The organism is Candidatus Tisiphia endosymbiont of Ditula angustiorana (genome assembly GCF_964026425.1).
Classification (GTDB): Bacteria; Pseudomonadota; Alphaproteobacteria; order Rickettsiales; family Rickettsiaceae; genus Tisiphia.
This window is the reverse complement of the sequence record NZ_OZ032143.1, coordinates 1,715,336-1,732,796: the sequence shown is the minus strand read 5'-3', so window position 1 is coordinate 1,732,796 and position 17,461 is coordinate 1,715,336. Positions and strand designations below refer to the sequence as shown.

The window sequence follows — 17,461 nt, the reverse complement described above, 5'->3', positions numbered from 1 at the left end:
CTGTTATACCTTTTTATATTCATCCACAGATGGCTGGTTGAATGGATCGATTTTTAGGTGATTTGCAATTAGTATAGTACTCAACATTACGTGAATAATTTGATCTACAATTACCTGTTCATCGATATGTACAAAATTCTCTAGCATCACTGGTCGTTTGACTTGACCTAATGCATTATATATATTATTAGCATGAGCAGCTAGAGCTATTGCAATATCTGAGTTTGCTTTGTTAGTAATAACTTGATAAAATTTATCATCCGGACCTTCTAAATAAAGCTGCAATTGACTGTGTTGATCAAATGTTCCTTTTGCTATTATAGGGGTTATACCAAAACCATTCTTACCAAGTGATTCAGCTATAATCTGTTGTTGCCATCTACATAGACCATCTAATTGATAACAATAATTAAACATAACTAATATATGTCTATTTAAAGAATATTGATTAAGGTAATACTCCGCTATCTCACAAATATTAAATCCATCAAGAATAATATCTGATATTTTTTTTGAAGCAGCTAGTACGACTTTATGTACATCAACTCCTGCAATTGCGGTTGGGAGCAGAGATGCATTAGAAATTACGCCAAATCTTCCACTACGAATGTTATCATGTTCCAGACAATTTGTACCAAAAGACTCTGCTAAATTACGTAACAAATTATTATTAAACGGTACTATTACATAAACATTTTGAGGGGGAACATGTAAAACTTCTAAAACATACTTAGTTAATAAATAGGTTTCATTTGTGTTCCCAGACTTACTCAATGAGAAAAAGACTGCTTTACTTAAATCAACTAATGCCAGTTTCTCATCAATTTCCAACTGATCTAAACTATCAAGATATATTAGCCTTTTAGTAGCTACTGCCTTTATACTTAATAATGCTCTAACATTTAAAGAAGACGCACCAAAGCCTATAACTACCACAATATCATATTTTAAAGCAAGCTGAGCTGCGAGATCCTTTATTGCATCTTGCTTAATCAGATCAAACCTTAAAAAATCATATTTATTGGCTTTAATCTGTAAAATAAGATCGTTATATACCTTACTAAGCATTTAATCTCCGGTTAATATGATCCCGCTACCTTAGCAGGGATCATCTGTCAAATTCAACCTGAATTCGATGTAACAAGTTACATCGAACTTGCGGGATACATATAGAAACAATCATGTTTGAAGGGGTTCTTCACCTGATTGTTAAATATTAATTTGCTAATAATCTTATTTTTATACAATATAAAAATAAGATTATTAGCGGTAAAGATTAAAATGCATTCATAGAACTGCTTCAAGAATGCATTTTTCCTTATAACAAGCCAATTCGATATAAGAATTAACAATTCTTATATCGAATTGAGGTAATTCAGGTTATCATAATTTAAATAAGTTGCCTATACCACTACGCATTAGGCTTTTGGGATTCATATTGCTTGCCTTTTTCATGAAACCACTTATTTGTTTAAATTGTTTCAATAGACTATTCACTTTTTGTACTGATGTTCCAGATCCTTCAGCGATACGTTTTCGACGTGAGGCATTTAGCAAATCTGGGTTTTTTCGTTCTTTTTTGGTCATAGATAAAATTATTGCTTCTTGGTGGTCTATTAATTTGCCACTTAATTTCGATTGATCGACCTTATCGATAATTTTATTAATACCAGGCAACATACTCATCATACTACTGAATCCACCTAGTTTCTTTATACTCCTCATTTGCGTTAGATAATCTTCCAAATCAAATTTACCTTTTTTAAGTCTAGCAGCCGCTCTTTCTGCCTCTTGATGGTCTATTATACTTGCTGCTTTTTCAACGAAGGAGATGATATCTCCCATGTCTAATATTCTTGAAGCTATGCGTTCTGGGTCAAATAATTCTAGATTTGTCAATTTCTCGCCAGTGCTTAAGAACTTAATAGGTTTCTTGGTAACATGTTTAATGCTTAGAGCCGCCCCACCTTTGGCATCGCCATCAATACGGGATAAAATTACACCGGTAATCCCTAATTTTTGATCAAAATTGCTAGCTATAAGTACTGAATCTTGCCCCGTCATTGCATCAACCACCAAAATTATCTCTTTTGGGTCTATTAAATTTTTTATATTTGATGCTTCTTTCATCATCTCATCATCGATTTGCAACCTACCTGCTGTATCATAAATAACGACGTCATAGGCAGATAATTTCGACTCGTGTAAAGCTCTTTTCGCAATATCTATAGGAGTATGGTTGGGAACAATAGTTAAACAATCTACCCCTATAGATTTACCAAGGATAGTTAATTGTTCCTGAGCAGCTGGTCTATAAATATCAAGAGAGACTAAAAGTACTTTTTTATTTTGATTTTTTAGCCTAAGTGCTAATTTGGCACTTGCTGTAGTTTTTCCACTGCCTTGCAGACCAACCATTAAAATATTTACCGGTGGTTCAGATTTAAGCTGTAAACTACTTTCATCTAGAGACGAGGATAATATATTGATTAACTCATTATGGACAATCTTTACTATCATTTGCCCTGGGGCTACTGATTTTATGACTTCCTGCCCCGTAGCTTTTAATGCTACTACAGCAATAAAATCCTTAACTACTGGCAGTACAACATCTGCTTCAAGAAGGGCAATCCTAATATCACGCATAGTATCGTTTATTTGGGCTTCCGATAAAGTACCACTTCTTTTGATACGATCAAAAATTTTCGTTAGATTTTGAGTTAATGTTTGAAACATAAAATGTAATAAATTACTTGAATTCACCGCATTGTAGCATACTTACTAATAATCACTAAGCATATTAGCAAAAAAAAGAGCAATTAATTTGTGAAATAAAACTTTCAGCTTTTATTAAGAACTAGTGATATTGTTACAACCAAAAATTTATTATTTCAATTTTCTATGTTATTTTTTCTTGCTATCAATTAACCAAATCAGCAATATAATTACTAAATAGATATATAAAATATAAATAAATCAATGGTAAAAGAGAATAGCTATATTTTGGCAACTGGCGATGAAACGGATTATAGACTCAGTATTTTGAATAAAATATATGGTAAATATACTAATATTCTATTAGACAGGTTAGAACTTCGCCCTAGTATGAAAGTAGCGATTATTGGTTGTGGATCTGGTGAGACTATTGATATAATATATCAGAAAATTGGACAAGATGGCAAACTATTATGCCTAGATATAAGCCAAAAACAGATAGAGCTTACTAAAAGTAAGTTAAGTAGTAAAAACATCGATATTGTTGAATACCAAGTTGCAGATATACAAAATTATCAGGGTAATGAGCAATATGATCTCGTATATTGTAGGTTTGTACTCATACATCTAACACATCCCCAAAAAGCCTTAAATAACATGTTAAGTTTATTAAAGCTAGGTGGAACTATTGCATGTGAAGAGCATGATTATAAAGCCATATTTAATTATCCATATGCTCGTTCAATAGAACAATATAAAGAATTATTACATAAAATTGCAAAAAGACTTAGTGTAGATTATTCTTATGGTATAAAGCTATTTAATACTTTATGCAGCCTTCAATTAACAGATGTAAAATTTGATTTTCATCAACCAGTTTTTAATGGGGCTGAAGAAAAACTATTATTAAAATTATCTCTTTTAGAAGAAAAAGAACATTTTATTAAGCATAAGTTGATCGATAATTTAGAAATAGAAAAGATGCTAAAAGACATGGATCAGATTATTCAAGATAAGACGGTTATACAAAGTGCAGGTGGGGTATTTCAATCTTGGGGGAGAAAACTCCAATAAACGCGAATTCGGAGGCAGGAGTAACATTGTAGGGTTTTATGTTACCCCTGCTTCGGTGCGGGATCTAGAAAAATAAACCAAGAGGATTTGTTAAACTTTTTTAGACCCCTGCTTTCGCAGGGGTGACATCACCCCTGCCACCATTATGTCATCCCAGCGAAAGCTGGGATCTAAAACTACATAACATACCTTCTATGCTACTTTTTAGACCCCTGCCTACGCAGGGGTGACATACGAAGGAGCTGGGATGACATAATGACAGACAGGGGTGACATACGAAGGTGCAGGAACACCCTAGGCTATTAAACCGATGTCTTACATCAATACTTGAGGTTATATTATATCTTAAATATTGCTTTAGTTAGCTCATCATAGCTCTTTAACCTAACCAATATAGGTTCTAAATCATCCAGCTTGATCATACAAGGTCCGTCACTTGGGGCATTATCTGGGTCTTGGTGAACTTCCATAAAAACACCTGCTACTCCGACGCTAACAGCTGCCCTTGCTAGTATTTCAACATATTTTCTTTCGCCACCACTACTGTTGCCTATGCCACCTGGTTGCTGAACTGAATGGGTTGCATCAAAAATTACAGGAGTCTTAGTTTCTGCCATAATTGGCAAACTACGCATATCCGATACTAATGTGTTGTAACCAAAACATGCACCTCGTTCGGTAAGCATGATATTTTCTGCACCAAACGCTTCAAGCTTAGCATACACATTCTTCATATCCCAAGGGGCAAGAAACTGGCCTTTTTTAACATTAACAACCTTATTAGTCCTAGCTGCAGCATGCAGCAAATCTGTTTGTCTACATAAGAAGGCAGGGATTTGGATTATATCAACAATTTCAGCAACTTTAGCACACTGATCCTCTATATGAACGTCAGTAAGAATAGGGCAGTTAAAGGCTGTTTTTACTTTAGACAAAATTTCCAGCCCTTTCTCAAGACCGCTACCCCGGATACCATTTATTGAAGTTCTATTGGCTTTATCGAATGACGATTTATAGATAAAGGGTATGTTAAGCTTAGCAGTAAGGGTCACAAGCTTGTCAGCCATAAATAATGCATGATCTAGACTTTCTATTTGGCAAGGTCCAGCAATAAACACAAATGGTAAGGTATTACCAATTTTGATATTATGTAAATCAATTATTCTTTGCATAGGTTCTGTAAACATCTCTCTTTAATGGGTTTATCGCTCGTTGTTTTCGTCCTCGAATCCTCATGTGGATACCTAACCGTCATTGCGAGGAAGACCGTAGGTCGACGAAGCAATCCATTTCTAGTCACTTTTTGGATTGCTTCGTCGCTACTATAAGTAGCTCCTCGCAATGACGTTGAAGAATCTTGTGTGCATCACCTAGAATGCATACATCGTCCTTAAATTTTACTTGGCAATGGGCAAGCTAGACTCTTCTTGCTTATCGTCAACTTGCTCAATTTTTTTAATTATCCCAAGATTTTTCCTAGAAGACAGATTGGCAAGAATAATAGCATTAATTATAAACAAGGTGGCAAGCACTACCGTGGTTTTAGTCAAGAAATTAGCTACAGTTCTGCCTGTTACAACACCCATATTACCACTACCACCACTCATACCACTTAACCCATCATTGCCAGTCTTTTGCATCAGAATTACGATAATTAGCAATATTGCTATTACAATATGAACAAAAAGTAATATATTCATCATTTTCTAAAAAACCTATAATTTAATATTTGAACTAAAATTTGATAATCAAGTGAAGATTTGCCAATCATAACCCCATCAATATTCTGTATACTCAATATTTTTTCTATATTACCTAAATTTACAGATCCACCATACACTAAGCTAACATTATTTGCAACTTGGCTTTGCTGAAGAAAATAATTGAGGACATCAAATATCTCTGTTAATTCTTCTTGGTTAGGAATAATCCCTGTTCCTATAGTCCAAATCGGCTCATAGGCTATTATTACATCTATCCCCTCCCCTATTGTATCATTTGGCAGGGATTCCACTAATTGTTTTAATAAAAATTTTTTATAATTATTATTTTTTCGTGTAGCTAGGTCTTCTCCGATACAAATAATAGGGCTGATCTTGGCGTTCAAGCAATTCTCTGCTTTTTGTCTGATTAATTCATTGGATTCTTGAAAGAAACTTCTACGTTCACTATGACCAACAATAGCGTAATTAATACCACTTAGTTTCAGTAATAGGCTTGAATATTCTCCCGTATAACTTCCTTGTCCTTCAAATTGACTGACATTTTGTCCACAAAACTCTATAGATTTGAATTTATCAGATAAATAAGCAAGATAGGGAGCAGGAGGAGCTATAATAAATTTGTTGTTATGTTGCTGCTCTGTCAGCCTAGCACAAAATTTAAATGCATCATCTAAATTTATATGCATTTTCCAGTTAGCAATAATAAGTTTTTTCATAAAAATCGCTTGCAGATATTAGTGTACAGAACTATTTTAGTATACTACAAAAACTTGAAGAGAAAAATTTATATTTATGTTAAATAATATTAGAAACGCTGCTGATAGTTTTGTAATGCGTGTTTTACTTGGAATGATTGCCTTTGCATTTGTTGGATGGGGAATTAAAGATGTATTACAGACTACCAATAATTTTGATTTGATTACATTTTCTGATACAAAAACTATTAGCGAAGAAGATTTTCTAAAAGCAAAAGCTGAACAAATTCGTGTTATTCAAAAACAAACTGGAACACATCTTAGTGAAGAAGATATAAAGCAGTTGAATATTGATAATTTTATTATTAAAAAACTTATCAATAATCGCATCATGAACTATTTAGTACACTATTATAATCTAGATCTAACTGATGATACTGTGATTCAGTTTATAAAAGAATCTGCTAATTTTAAGAATGAGCAAGGTCTATTTGACGTAGCGCTCTTTAAAGGTTTCTTAAAAAATTCTTATATTAATGAGGAGGACTATGTATCTGACGTTAAAGAACATACCTTAAAGAATAGTCTAATTAGTATTTTTATAGAATCATTTCAAACACCAAAAATAATGGTCAAAAATATCGTAGACTATATGGCCGAAACAAGAGAGGTCGACCTTGTACAAATTGACCTAAAAGCTCAGCCTAAAGGTGCGTTTATGACTTATGCAACTCCGGTCGAGTTAGAAGAACTATACAAAGAAAACCAAGAGTTATTTGAAATACCAGAAAAACGTAGCTTGTCTTATGTAAAAATATCAAGTGAAGTGTTAGGTAAGCAAATTCATAATAGCGATGAAGAATTATTGAAGTTTTATCAGGATAACCAAGAAGAATTTGCTAATAAAAAATTTAGCGAGGTACGAAAACAGGTTAATGAATTATTGCAACAACAAAAAATAGAAGAGCTGAAGCTACTGTTAGCAAAAAATCTAGAAGATGATGTGGCAGCTGGTTCAAGTTTAACAGAAATTGCTGGAAAATATGAATTACCAATACAGAATTTAGATTCTGTAAGTTATAAGGATTTAACTAATAATATACAAGATGAATTTCAAGATTTGGCTAAGCCTGCGAGTGGCGAGCAAACAAAACGTAGTCAAACCGTTGTTCCTACGCGAAGTCCCATCGTGCCACAACGCCAACACTTGAAAGGCGAATTGTATATTGATCTTGGTCAAAATGCTGACAGTATTTTTGATCTTGCAGAAGGAGAATTATCATATCCAATGGAGCTAACTGATAAAGGAGCTTTTATATTGGTTGAGATTAAATCTATTCAGCCAAGTAAATTACAAGAATTCTCGGCAGTCAGAGATCAAGTATACGAACTATGGTATAAGCAATATATTAGAAAGATAAATTTAGGAAACATAGAGAGTCTTGCTAAAGAATATAAACCTGGTAAAAGTAAAAAACCTCTAGACATTACTACCAACCAAGCTGCAACTTTTTCTAGGTATGAAATTCATAATAATCAGCAATTACCAGCAGAATTACTATCAGCAATTTTTAATGCTAACATTGATTCCAATACTCCAGTTTTTCAGTCAAAAGATAAGGCGTATTTTGCTTATGTAAAATCAAAAAGAATTGATAAGACGAAAAGGCAAGAAATTCAGAAAAAAAATGAAGTAGATATTGCAGTAGCCATAAGAAACAATGTTATTGATGAGCTGATTAGCTATGCCATCAAGAAAAATAAAATGAAACAAAAGAGTATGTGATTTATATTGTAATCTCAGTTTGATGTAATAAATTAATAGTAGGCTCAAGTAATCATCGCCATTAGGGGTGATGTTACTGCCATGATGTCATTCCCGCTTCGGTCAGGAATCTACCGTCTTGCTAGTCAAGAAAAAAAGTAGATTATTATTCATAAATTTTATTATTTTTTACCATAGAATTTAAACAAATAATTATTTTACGCATAACGGTTACTAAAGCGACCTTTGCTTTTTTACCAGCATTAGTCATACGTTCATATAATGCCTTCATTTTGTCATTATGACGCATCGCTACTAAAGCAGCCATATACAAGCTTTTTCGAACAAAAAACCTGCCCCCTCTAATATGAGCCCCATTAGTTTTTTGACCGCTTTGGCTTGTTTTTGGGGCGAGTCCAACTAAGCTTGCAATTTCCTTATTGCTCAGCACACCAAGCTCTGGCAGTTCTATTAGCAAAACACTAGCTGTTTTTTCACCTATACCTTTATAGCTTATGAGTAAATCATTTTTTGCCTTTAAACTCTTATCTTCCTTTATAGCAGCCTTTATATCTTTTCTAATTTCCTCAAGCTGTTTTTTGCCACACTTTATCATTTTTTCGAGATATTTCTTAGCCTTCTCGGATGCAACTTTTGTTCTGCATTGATTAGCATGTATATCTTCTTCTATATTACGTTCTATGCTCCTTAGAGATTGTAATTCTTCTTGTATAACAGAAATTATTTGGTCTCCTTTCTCATCATTAGCAATAAAAGCTGCATATTTCTCAAGTAATAACGCATCCAATTTATCAGTTTTAGCAAAATGGTTACAGACCTTAGCAAAAGCGTGAACTCTATTAGGATGAGCTCTATGCACAGCAAGCCCGGCTTGTTGCAACATCCTCATAACCAAACGTTCATAACCGCCAGTAGATTCCAAAACAGTAAGCACAATATTTCGAGAAGCTATTTCTGATTTTATAAAATCAGAAATAGCTTTATCTGTATTTTTAATCTTACAATGAATATTGTTCATAGATATATCAAGCGTATTTTTTGAAACATCTATTCCCATAAATATCTTGCTTTTTTCAGTCATTTGCTTTACCTATAATTAGTGGTTGTTTTGCAAAGTTTTGATACATGATTGTAAATTCGATCTCTAAAGGATCATCCTACCGTTCGTATTATACTTTGCGATTCAAGGAAGGAGTGCACCAAGATTCCCTCGGTCTTTAAAGACCAATCTAAATTAAACGGCGTCACTCCTTCCGACCATATTAACTCCATATTGAGCTAATATTCAAGATACAATCTAAAGAAATAAACAGGAAGGGTGCTTTAGACATTCTAGATTCCCGCCTACGCGGGAATGACATAAAGAGAATCAGGGATACATAATGGCAAGTAGGGATGGCATAATGGCGGCAGGGGTTGTAAGATAAAACTATGATATAATGAAAAAAGTAAGTGGCACTCGTCAGGGGTGAGTTTATACAAACATTGTCATCAAGAGACCACTTACTTAATAAGCTCGAACGTTTAAATAGTTCATTGGGCTGAAACGCCCGCTTACAATCGTAAATATGTCGAGGATTTTATGACCCCAACGGATAAATTATATAACAATTTTATTGGTATTGATATAGCAAAATCAACTTTTGCAGTAGCAATATCTAATAATAATAAAATTATGACTTTTTCTAATAACACTATTGGATTTAAGGAATTTTTTAAGCAATATAAAAGTTTTTTGACTGACTCCCTAATAGTATTAGAGACTACAGGTGGATATGAAACTGAATTAGTAAATTTTTTATTAAGCAAAAAATGTGCTGTTCATAGAGCACATGCCCAAAAAGTAAAGTACTTTATAAGATCACTTGGTACTCGTGCTAAAACTGATTCTGTAGATGCTCAAGCTTTAGTAAAATATGGACAAGAAAGGCATAAGGAATTATCTTTACAACAAAAACCTGATCAAAAGATGAGCAAGCTAAAAATATTTTTATCTCGTCGTGATGATTTAGTAAAATTGCAGACTCAAGAGAAAAATAGGATGGCAGGACCTAATAATGATATGATAAAAGATAGTATAGAAGATTTATTGTTATGTTTATCCAAAGCTATAAAGAAATTAGAAGAAGAGATAGCCGAGTTAACAACCGATGAAAAGACTGTAGAACAGCTTGAGGTATTGGAGACAGTAACCGGTATTGGTAAGGTTGTTAGTAAAGTTTTATTAGCATTTTTACCAGAGATTGGTAAGGTTGATCGGAGGCAAATAGCTAGTTTAGTCGGAGTAGCCCCACATCCTAAGGATAGTGGACAATATAAAGGGTATCGTTCAGTTAGTGGTGGTAGACAAAATGTACGAACCAAATTATTTACTGCAGCAATGGCAGCAGCTAAATCAAAGAGCAAGTTAGGTGAATATTATAGAGAGCTAATTGCTAGAGGTAAAAAGCCTATAGTTGCCATTACTGCTTTAATGCGTAAAATTATTGTCATTGCTAATGCAAGGGTTAGAGATTATTATTTAAAATCGGCAAAGACTTGATAAAAATTTAAACCTATATTTATTTAAATTTTTATCAAGTCGTGGTTTACTGTGAATGTTAAGCTAGAGATTTTTTGTTATTTCTCTAAACCAATTTGGTTTTTTATTTTAAACTTTTTTTTAATTTTTTAAAAATCATAGTTGATGACATCCGAAGGTGCAGGAACACCCTAGGCTATTAAACCGATGTCTTACATCAATACTTGAGGTTATTGTATGTTATCATGATATAAATAAGACAATTTAAATAACTAATTTTAACTATATTGTTACTAAATCTTGCATATTAATATATATTAAGATTATATTATGTCATATTAATATAATCTTAATATGTGTTTATTATGTCAAAACATCGTACGCTACTAGAAGAAAGGCTTTCTAATACAGTAACATTACTTAAGAATGAAATTGATAAAATAGAACGAGCTAAAAAGTTATTTGCTACTGATAGTAGTGTTCATGAGATATTGAAGGCTGCTGATTTGGAAAAATGTTGTAATTTTGTAAAAAATACGGAAAGTAAATTAATAACTAGTCAGGAACTAAAATTAGCCAGTCGGGAATTAAAAGTTAGTTTAAAGGGTCTATATATAAAAAAATCTACCTTACTAAGGTATGATATAGATGATTGCAGAAATTTTGAAGAACGCAGTGACCAAATAGACGAAATAATTCAAGCTAGAAAGTTACTTAAATGTATTGACCAACATAATTTTAAGGAAGCACTGAAGATTGCTGGGTTGAGCTATATAATTAAGGAGTCTACACCATGGATAAGTAGAATATTGGAAAATACTTTTTTTGAAAATTTGGATGAATATTTAGAAGTTAAACGGGGAGAATATGAGACAATACTAGAGGCACGTCAGGCTGAATATGAGCGTGAACCAAGTACTCCAGAACTATCCCTATCAACTCCTCTTGAAGGATCAAGTAACTGTAATACGTATGTTACTAATAACAACCCTCCAATACCACCTTCAGCACCACCTAGTGTACAACCACTTGATCATTTATGCCCGCAACTACCTTCAGATATTACGACTACATCCCATACAATGAACCCTCTTCCGAAAGCTCGTAGACCTGCACCATCAATACCAGCTTCAGCACCACCTCCATATAGTAAATATTATAGTGAAGCAGTGCATGATGTATCTGATGAGACCCTTTTAGGTGATTTATATCATCATAATTAAGCTCAGTTCGATATAAGTACCCATAGTACCCTACATTTTTCTATAATCGTCATCGCGAGGCATCTTTAGATGCCGTGGCGATCTAGGTAAACGGCGAAGCTGTTTTTTCTAATACGCTTCGCGTATCCTAGATTGCCGCGTCGCCGCTTTCAGCGACTCCTCTCTAATAGACGATCAGCAGCCATTTTAATAGTGGTTATATAAAAAATGTAGGGTAACCTCAGTTCGATATAAGAATTAATAATTCTTATATCGAACTGGCTTTGTTATAAGGAAAAATGCACTCTTGAAGCGATTCTGCGAGTACATTTTAACTTTTTTACCGTTCAATAGATGATTTTAATTATTAAAATCACATATTGAATGGAGTGTTATATTTTAACAATCAGGTGGGCAGCCGCTTCAAACCTGATTGTTTCTATATTATAACACGAAAGTTCGATGTAACAAGTTACATCGAATTCAGGTTAGGGTACTATGATAAGCACCAAACAAAATGATACGCATTATGTCAACATATAACTCAAACATTTTCGGCAGGGTAATTTAAAAGTCGGGTTGTAAGCCTAATAGATAAGGGAAAAAGTGCTTAATATGTACTCGATGTCATTCCCGCGTAGGCGGGAATCTACCGTCTTGCTAGTCAAGAAAAAAAGTAGATTATTATTCATAAATTTTATTATTTTTTACCATAGAATTTAAACAAATAATTATTTTACGCATAACGGTTACTAAAGCGACCTTTGCTTTTTTACCAGCATTAGTCATACGTTCATATAATGCCTTCATTTTGTCATTATGACGCATCGCTACTAAAGCAGCCATATACAAGCTTTTTCGAACAAAAAACCTGCCCCCTCTAATATGAGCCCCATTAGTTTTTTGACCGCTTTGGCTTGTTTTTGGGGCGAGTCCAACTAAGCTTGCAATTTCCTTATTGCTCAGCACACCAAGCTCTGGCAGTTCTATTAGCAAAACACTAGCTGTTTTTTCACCTATACCTTTATAGCTTATGAGTAAATCATTTTTTGCCTTTAAACTCTTATCTTCCTTTATAGCAGCCTTTATATCTTTTCTAATTTCCTCAAGCTGTTTTTTGCCACACTTTATCATTTTTTCGAGATATTTCTTAGCCTTCTCGGATGCAACTTTTGTTCTGCATTGATTAGCATGTATATCTTCTTCTATATTACGTTCTATGCTCCTTAGAGATTGTAATTCTTCTTGTATAACAGAAATTATTTGGTCTCCTTTCTCATCATTAGCAATAAAAGCTGCATATTTCTCAAGTAATAACGCATCCAATTTATCAGTTTTAGCAAAATGGTTACAGACCTTAGCAAAAGCGTGAACTCTATTAGGATGAGCTCTATGCACAGCAAGCCCGGCTTGTTGCAACATCCTCATAACCAAACGTTCATAACCGCCAGTAGATTCCAAAACAGTAAGCACAATATTTCGAGAAGCTATTTCTGATTTTATAAAATCAGAAATAGCTTTATCTGTATTTTTAATCTTACAATGAATATTGTTCATAGATATATCAAGCGTATTTTTTGAAACATCTATTCCCATAAATATCTTGCTTTTTTCAGTCATTTGCTTTACCTATAATTAGTGGTTGTTTTGCAAAGTTTTGATACATGATTGTAAATTCGATCTCTAAAGGATCATCCTACCGTTCGTATTATACTTTGCGATTCAAGGAAGGAGTGCACCAAGATTCCCTCGGTCTTTAAAGACCAATCTAAATTAAACGGCGTCACTCCTTCCGACCATATTAACTCCATATTGAGCTAATATTCAAGATACAATCTAAAAAAAATAGCCTGAAAGACTATTAAGTAATATAGATCCCAGCCTACGCTGGGATGACATCGGTAGTGGTTGAATTTGTATCTATAACAACTAATGATTGTGAATTTTAAATTACCCTGCATTCTCGGGTTAGCTTTGTCTATTAACTATATAGGATTTTACTATAGTATTGGTCTAAACATAAATAATTATTTAACTAACGCTCTGTTTTTGTTGTTCTATTATTAAACTTTATCAGACTTTTACAAATATACACACAATATTTTGTTCACAGAATATTTTTCTTAAAAATTTTTCTTTTTACCCCTTGAACTGTTACAAAATCAGGCATATATAGAATACACATTATAAGTATTAAAAACCTATGGAGGTAAGAATGTCTTTTATACCATTGCACGATAGAATTGCGGTAAAACCAATTCAACAAGAAGAAAAAACAAGTGGAGGAATTATTATTCCTGATACAGCAAAGGAAAAACCAATACAAGGTGAAGTAGTAGCTGTAGGTAAGGGAACAAGAAGTGAGAATGGTACTGTCCATCCATTAGAAATTAAAGTAGGAGATAAAGTGCTTTATGGCAAATGGGCTGGCACTGAAGTAAAAGTTGATGGTTTAGATTTGGTCATTATGAAAGAAAGTGATGTCATGGGCATAATTGGTTAATAATTTATTTATTGTAAGGAGAATATATATATGGCAGTAAAATTAATAAAACACGGCTCACATGCACGTGAACAAATGCTAAAAGGTATTGATATTTTAGCTGATACCGTAAAAGTAACATTAGGTCCAAAAGGTAGAAATGTTGCAATTGAACAATCATTTGGAGCACCAAGGCTAACCAAAGACGGCGTAACTGTTGCAAAAGCCATTGAGCTAAAAGATAAAGCTCAGAATTTGGGAGCCCAATTGGTAAAATCTGTGGCAAGCAAAACATCTGATGTCGCTGGTGATGGAACAACTACCGCAACTGTGTTAACTCAAGCAATAGCAAGAGGAGGCAATAAAGCCGTAGTAGCCGGTTTTAACCCTATGGATATAAAACGCGGTATAGACTTAGCAGTTAACCTAGTAGTTGAAGAAATTAGGAAAGCAAGTAAAAAGATCAGTAGCCAAGGGGAGATTGCTCAAGTTGGTACTATTTCGTCAAATGGTGATAAAGAAATTGGTGAAAAAATTGCCATGGCTATGGAAAAAGTAGGCAAAGAGGGAGTAATTACCGTCGAAGAAGCCAAAAATTTTAGTTTCGATGTAGATGTAGTTGAAGGTATGATGTTTGATAGAGGTTATCTATCACCATATTTTGTTACTAATTCCGAAAAGATGGTAGCAGAATTGGAAAATCCTTTTATCTTACTATTTGAAAAGAAATTATCAAATTTACAACAAATGTTACCAGTACTTGAAGCGGTAATGCAATCAGGACGTCCTTTACTTATAATCGCTGAAGATGTAGAAGGAGAAGCATTGGCTACTCTAGTAGTAAATAAATTACGTGGTGGGTTAAAAGTTGCAGCAGTTAAAGCTCCTGGCTTTGGAGATAGGAAAAAATTCATGATGGAAGATCTATCTATTTTAACCAATGGTCAGCTTATCAGCGAAGATCTTGGTATGAAGCTTGAGAATGTTAATATCAAAATGTTGGGTACTGCTAAAAAAGTTACCATCTCTAAAGACAATACTGTCATAATTGACGGTGCTGGGAGTAAGGTAGACATTGCCGCTCGTTGTTCACAAATTCGTAAACAAATTGATGAATCTACTTCAGATTATGATAAAGAAAAATTACAAGAGCGTTTGGCTAAACTTGCTGGTGGTGTAGCTGTCTTAAAAGTTGGCGGTACTACTGAAGTTGAAGTAAAAGAAAGAAAAGATCGTGTTGAGGATGCCCTGCATGCTACTAGAGCTGCAGTAGAAGAAGGTGTTGTTGCAGGAGGTGGGGTCACTCTTTTCTATGCAGCAAAAGCTTTAGAATCGTTAAAAAATACTAACGAAGATCAACAGGCTGGTATTAACATAGTTAAGGATGCATTGCAGGCTCCATTAAGGCAAATTGCAGAAAATGCTGGTGAGGAAGGAGCTATTGTAGTTGGAAAACTTAATGATAGTAAAGACAAAAATTTTGGCTTCAATGCTCAAGACATGTGTTATGTTAATATGATTGAGGCTGGTATTATTGATCCGACAAAAGTTGTGCGTACAGCTTTACAAGATGCTGCATCAGTTGCTTCTTTGATTATTACTACAGAATCATTTATTATTGATGAGCCAGCTGATAAAGATGAATCTGCTATGCCACGTGGTGGTATGGGCGGCATGGACTTCTAACGCTCATTATCCTCATACGAACAACACTTTGATGTCATCCCTCTGCTTTCTTGTAGGGATGGCATCTTTTTACCATTCATTTGAGTATACTGCTCGTAAATGAATGAGTTGGTATACGATAACCTCAAGTATACTACTCGTAAATGAAGAGTTGATAGACGATAGAATCAAAATTATGATAGTAGCAGGAGTCGAAGGGTCGAGGTGCTAGGCGTACATTTGTGAGTACCAGACATCTTGGAAAACGACAACGCAATTGTTGATTTTCATCGAGTATATACTCAAGAACCTAAGCAAGGGGTAGATATGTTTGTTGCTTATCAGAATAAGTAAAAATTTGCCCAGTTTTTATATCAAAAAACCATAAATGAATAATTAGCTCTTTCTTGGTCACTAGTTCATTAATCCATGGAAACGTCATACAATTTTGATATGATTGTTTAAGTGCTAATTTTGTATAATCATCAGCATTATGATGTCTAAAATTAGGTGTTTTTATCAGAGAAACCCAGTTGGTTATAAAATCATTCTGCACTCTATCGTCACTATTTAATAATTCTTGAATTCCTCCACATTGGCTATGTCCTAATACAATTAAGTGTTCAACTTTCAAAAAGCATATTCCAAACTCTAAGGCAGCACTTGTGCCATGATGAGATCCATCTTTTTCGTAAGGAGGAACAATATTTGCTACATTACGTACAACAAATAAATCCCCTGGATCACATTGTAGTATTAATGCCGGATCTACTCGTGCATCACAACAAGCAACCACCATAATCTTTGGTTGTTGACCATCACGGGATAGACTCTGCATAATAGATTTATTACCATAAGCATATTTTTTTCTAAATAGCTGATAGCCTTTTAGTATTTTTTTAAAACTTTGTTGCATATATGACCCTCAAGACGTCACTGCAATTATAGCAGATATTTTTCAAGCACTAATAGATTTTAAATTTTTGTAGGCATACCATCCCAACGTTTTATTAAATCAGTGTTAATATCAAAAATATCAAGAATCCGTGAAATTGAATAATTTATCATATCATCCAAGGTTTTAGGTAAATTATAAAAAGCAGGTACTGGAGGGGCAATTATCCCACCATAATTCGTTACTTTTAACATATTTTCTAAATGACCTAGATGTAAAGGCGTCTCTCTTATCATCAACACCAGTTTTCTTCGTTCTTTTAGTGTGACCCCTGCTGCTCTACTGATTAAATTATTCTCAATACTGCCAGCAATTGATGCCAGAGTTCTCATGCTACATGGGGCTATTATCATGCCAAATGTCCTAAAAGCACCGCAAGAAACCCTAGCCCCAATATCAGAAAGATTGTAACAGTAATCTGCTATATCTTTTACTTGTTCTATGGAATAATTCGTCTCATGTAATATGGTAAGATGAGCAGATTTTGAAATAATTAGATGACTCTCAATATTTATCTGCCTCAGAATCTCAAGTAACCTTATACCATATATTGCTCCAGAAGCTCCAGAGATTGCCACAAGCAATTTTTTTTTATTATCGCTAGTCATAGCTATATTTTTTCCTTTCAAAGTGTATTTGCTT

The 17,461-nt window shown here is 33.9% G+C and carries 15 protein-coding genes; 6 read left to right on the top strand and 9 right to left on the bottom strand.

The genetic code is table 11. The annotated features are described in order from the left end of the window. Positions 1–3: 3 nt before the first annotated feature. The gene (locus tag AAGD29_RS08370) at positions 4–1,068 is read right to left on the bottom strand and encodes a hypothetical protein (protein WP_341757789.1); all 1,065 of its coding nucleotides are present in this window, start codon (positions 1,066–1,068) and stop codon (positions 4–6) included. 315 nt (positions 1,069–1,383) lie between these two features. Beyond that, the gene (ffh, locus tag AAGD29_RS08365) at positions 1,384–2,736 is read right to left on the bottom strand and encodes a signal recognition particle protein (protein ID WP_341757788.1); all 1,353 of its coding nucleotides are present in this window, start codon (positions 2,734–2,736) and stop codon (positions 1,384–1,386) included. 243 nt (positions 2,737–2,979) lie between these two features. Between ffh and AAGD29_RS08360 the strand changes: the two genes are divergently transcribed. After that, entirely contained in the window at positions 2,980–3,789 is an 810-nt protein-coding gene (locus AAGD29_RS08360; RefSeq protein ID WP_341757787.1) for a class I SAM-dependent methyltransferase, read from the top strand. A 338-nt stretch (positions 3,790–4,127) separates the two neighbouring features. Here the strand turns inward: AAGD29_RS08360 and kdsA are convergent, their stop codons facing one another. The 3 genes from kdsA to AAGD29_RS08345 all read right to left on the bottom strand — a co-directional run bounded on the left by kdsA (position 4,128) and on the right by AAGD29_RS08345 (position 6,229). After that, complete coding sequence (gene kdsA, locus AAGD29_RS08355) at positions 4,128–4,961, bottom strand: 3-deoxy-8-phosphooctulonate synthase (RefSeq protein ID WP_341758781.1); 834 nt, start codon at positions 4,959–4,961, stop codon at positions 4,128–4,130. Positions 4,962–5,186: 225 nt separating this feature from the next. Continuing rightward, a complete protein-coding gene (gene secG, locus AAGD29_RS08350) occupies positions 5,187–5,492 on the bottom strand; it encodes a preprotein translocase subunit SecG (RefSeq protein WP_341757786.1) in 306 nt (101 codons plus the stop codon). Beyond that, complete coding sequence (locus tag AAGD29_RS08345) at positions 5,489–6,229, bottom strand: triose-phosphate isomerase family protein (RefSeq protein WP_341757785.1); 741 nt, start codon at positions 6,227–6,229, stop codon at positions 5,489–5,491. The genes secG and AAGD29_RS08345 overlap by 4 nt, the downstream gene beginning before the upstream one ends. Before the next feature lie 76 nt (positions 6,230–6,305). Between AAGD29_RS08345 and AAGD29_RS08340 the strand changes: the two genes are divergently transcribed. Further along, positions 6,306–7,994, top strand: coding sequence for a peptidylprolyl isomerase (locus tag AAGD29_RS08340; RefSeq protein ID WP_341757784.1), 1,689 nt, complete (start codon positions 6,306–6,308; stop codon positions 7,992–7,994). 145 nt (positions 7,995–8,139) lie between these two features. On the opposite strand, the gene AAGD29_RS08335 is transcribed toward AAGD29_RS08340, so the two are convergent. Then, positions 8,140–9,075, bottom strand: coding sequence for an IS110 family transposase (locus AAGD29_RS08335; protein WP_341757706.1), 936 nt, complete (start codon positions 9,073–9,075; stop codon positions 8,140–8,142). A gap of 501 nt (positions 9,076–9,576) precedes the next feature. Here AAGD29_RS08335 and AAGD29_RS08330 point away from each other — a divergent pair. Both AAGD29_RS08330 and AAGD29_RS08325 read left to right on the top strand, forming a co-directional pair. Continuing rightward, a complete protein-coding gene (locus AAGD29_RS08330) occupies positions 9,577–10,536 on the top strand; it encodes an IS110 family transposase (RefSeq protein ID WP_341757783.1) in 960 nt (319 codons plus the stop codon). A 344-nt stretch (positions 10,537–10,880) separates the two neighbouring features. Further along, positions 10,881–11,738: a hypothetical protein gene (locus AAGD29_RS08325; RefSeq protein WP_341757782.1), complete on the top strand. Its 858-nt coding sequence runs from the start codon at positions 10,881–10,883 to the stop codon at positions 11,736–11,738. A gap of 663 nt (positions 11,739–12,401) precedes the next feature. Here the strand turns inward: AAGD29_RS08325 and AAGD29_RS08320 are convergent. Further along, positions 12,402–13,337, bottom strand: a complete 936-nt coding sequence (locus AAGD29_RS08320) for an IS110 family transposase (RefSeq protein WP_341757706.1) — start codon at positions 13,335–13,337, stop codon at positions 12,402–12,404. Between the two features lie 595 nt (positions 13,338–13,932). Between AAGD29_RS08320 and AAGD29_RS08315 the strand changes: the two genes are divergently transcribed. Together AAGD29_RS08315 and groL are read left to right on the top strand one after the other, a co-directional pair. Then, positions 13,933–14,220: a co-chaperone GroES gene (locus AAGD29_RS08315; protein ID WP_341757781.1), complete on the top strand. Its 288-nt coding sequence runs from the start codon at positions 13,933–13,935 to the stop codon at positions 14,218–14,220. A 30-nt stretch (positions 14,221–14,250) separates the two neighbouring features. Beyond that, on the top strand, positions 14,251–15,885 hold the full coding sequence (gene groL, locus AAGD29_RS08310; protein WP_341757780.1) for a chaperonin GroEL: 1,635 nt from the start codon (positions 14,251–14,253) through the stop codon (positions 15,883–15,885). Between the two features lie 289 nt (positions 15,886–16,174). Here groL and AAGD29_RS08305 read toward each other — a convergent pair whose 3' ends face one another. Further along, complete coding sequence (locus AAGD29_RS08305; protein ID WP_341757779.1) at positions 16,175–16,780, bottom strand: carbonic anhydrase; 606 nt, start codon at positions 16,778–16,780, stop codon at positions 16,175–16,177. A 59-nt stretch (positions 16,781–16,839) separates the two neighbouring features. Further along, entirely contained in the window at positions 16,840–17,427 is a 588-nt protein-coding gene (locus tag AAGD29_RS08300) for a UbiX family flavin prenyltransferase (protein ID WP_341757778.1), read from the bottom strand. Between the last annotated feature and the right edge of the window lie 34 nt (positions 17,428–17,461).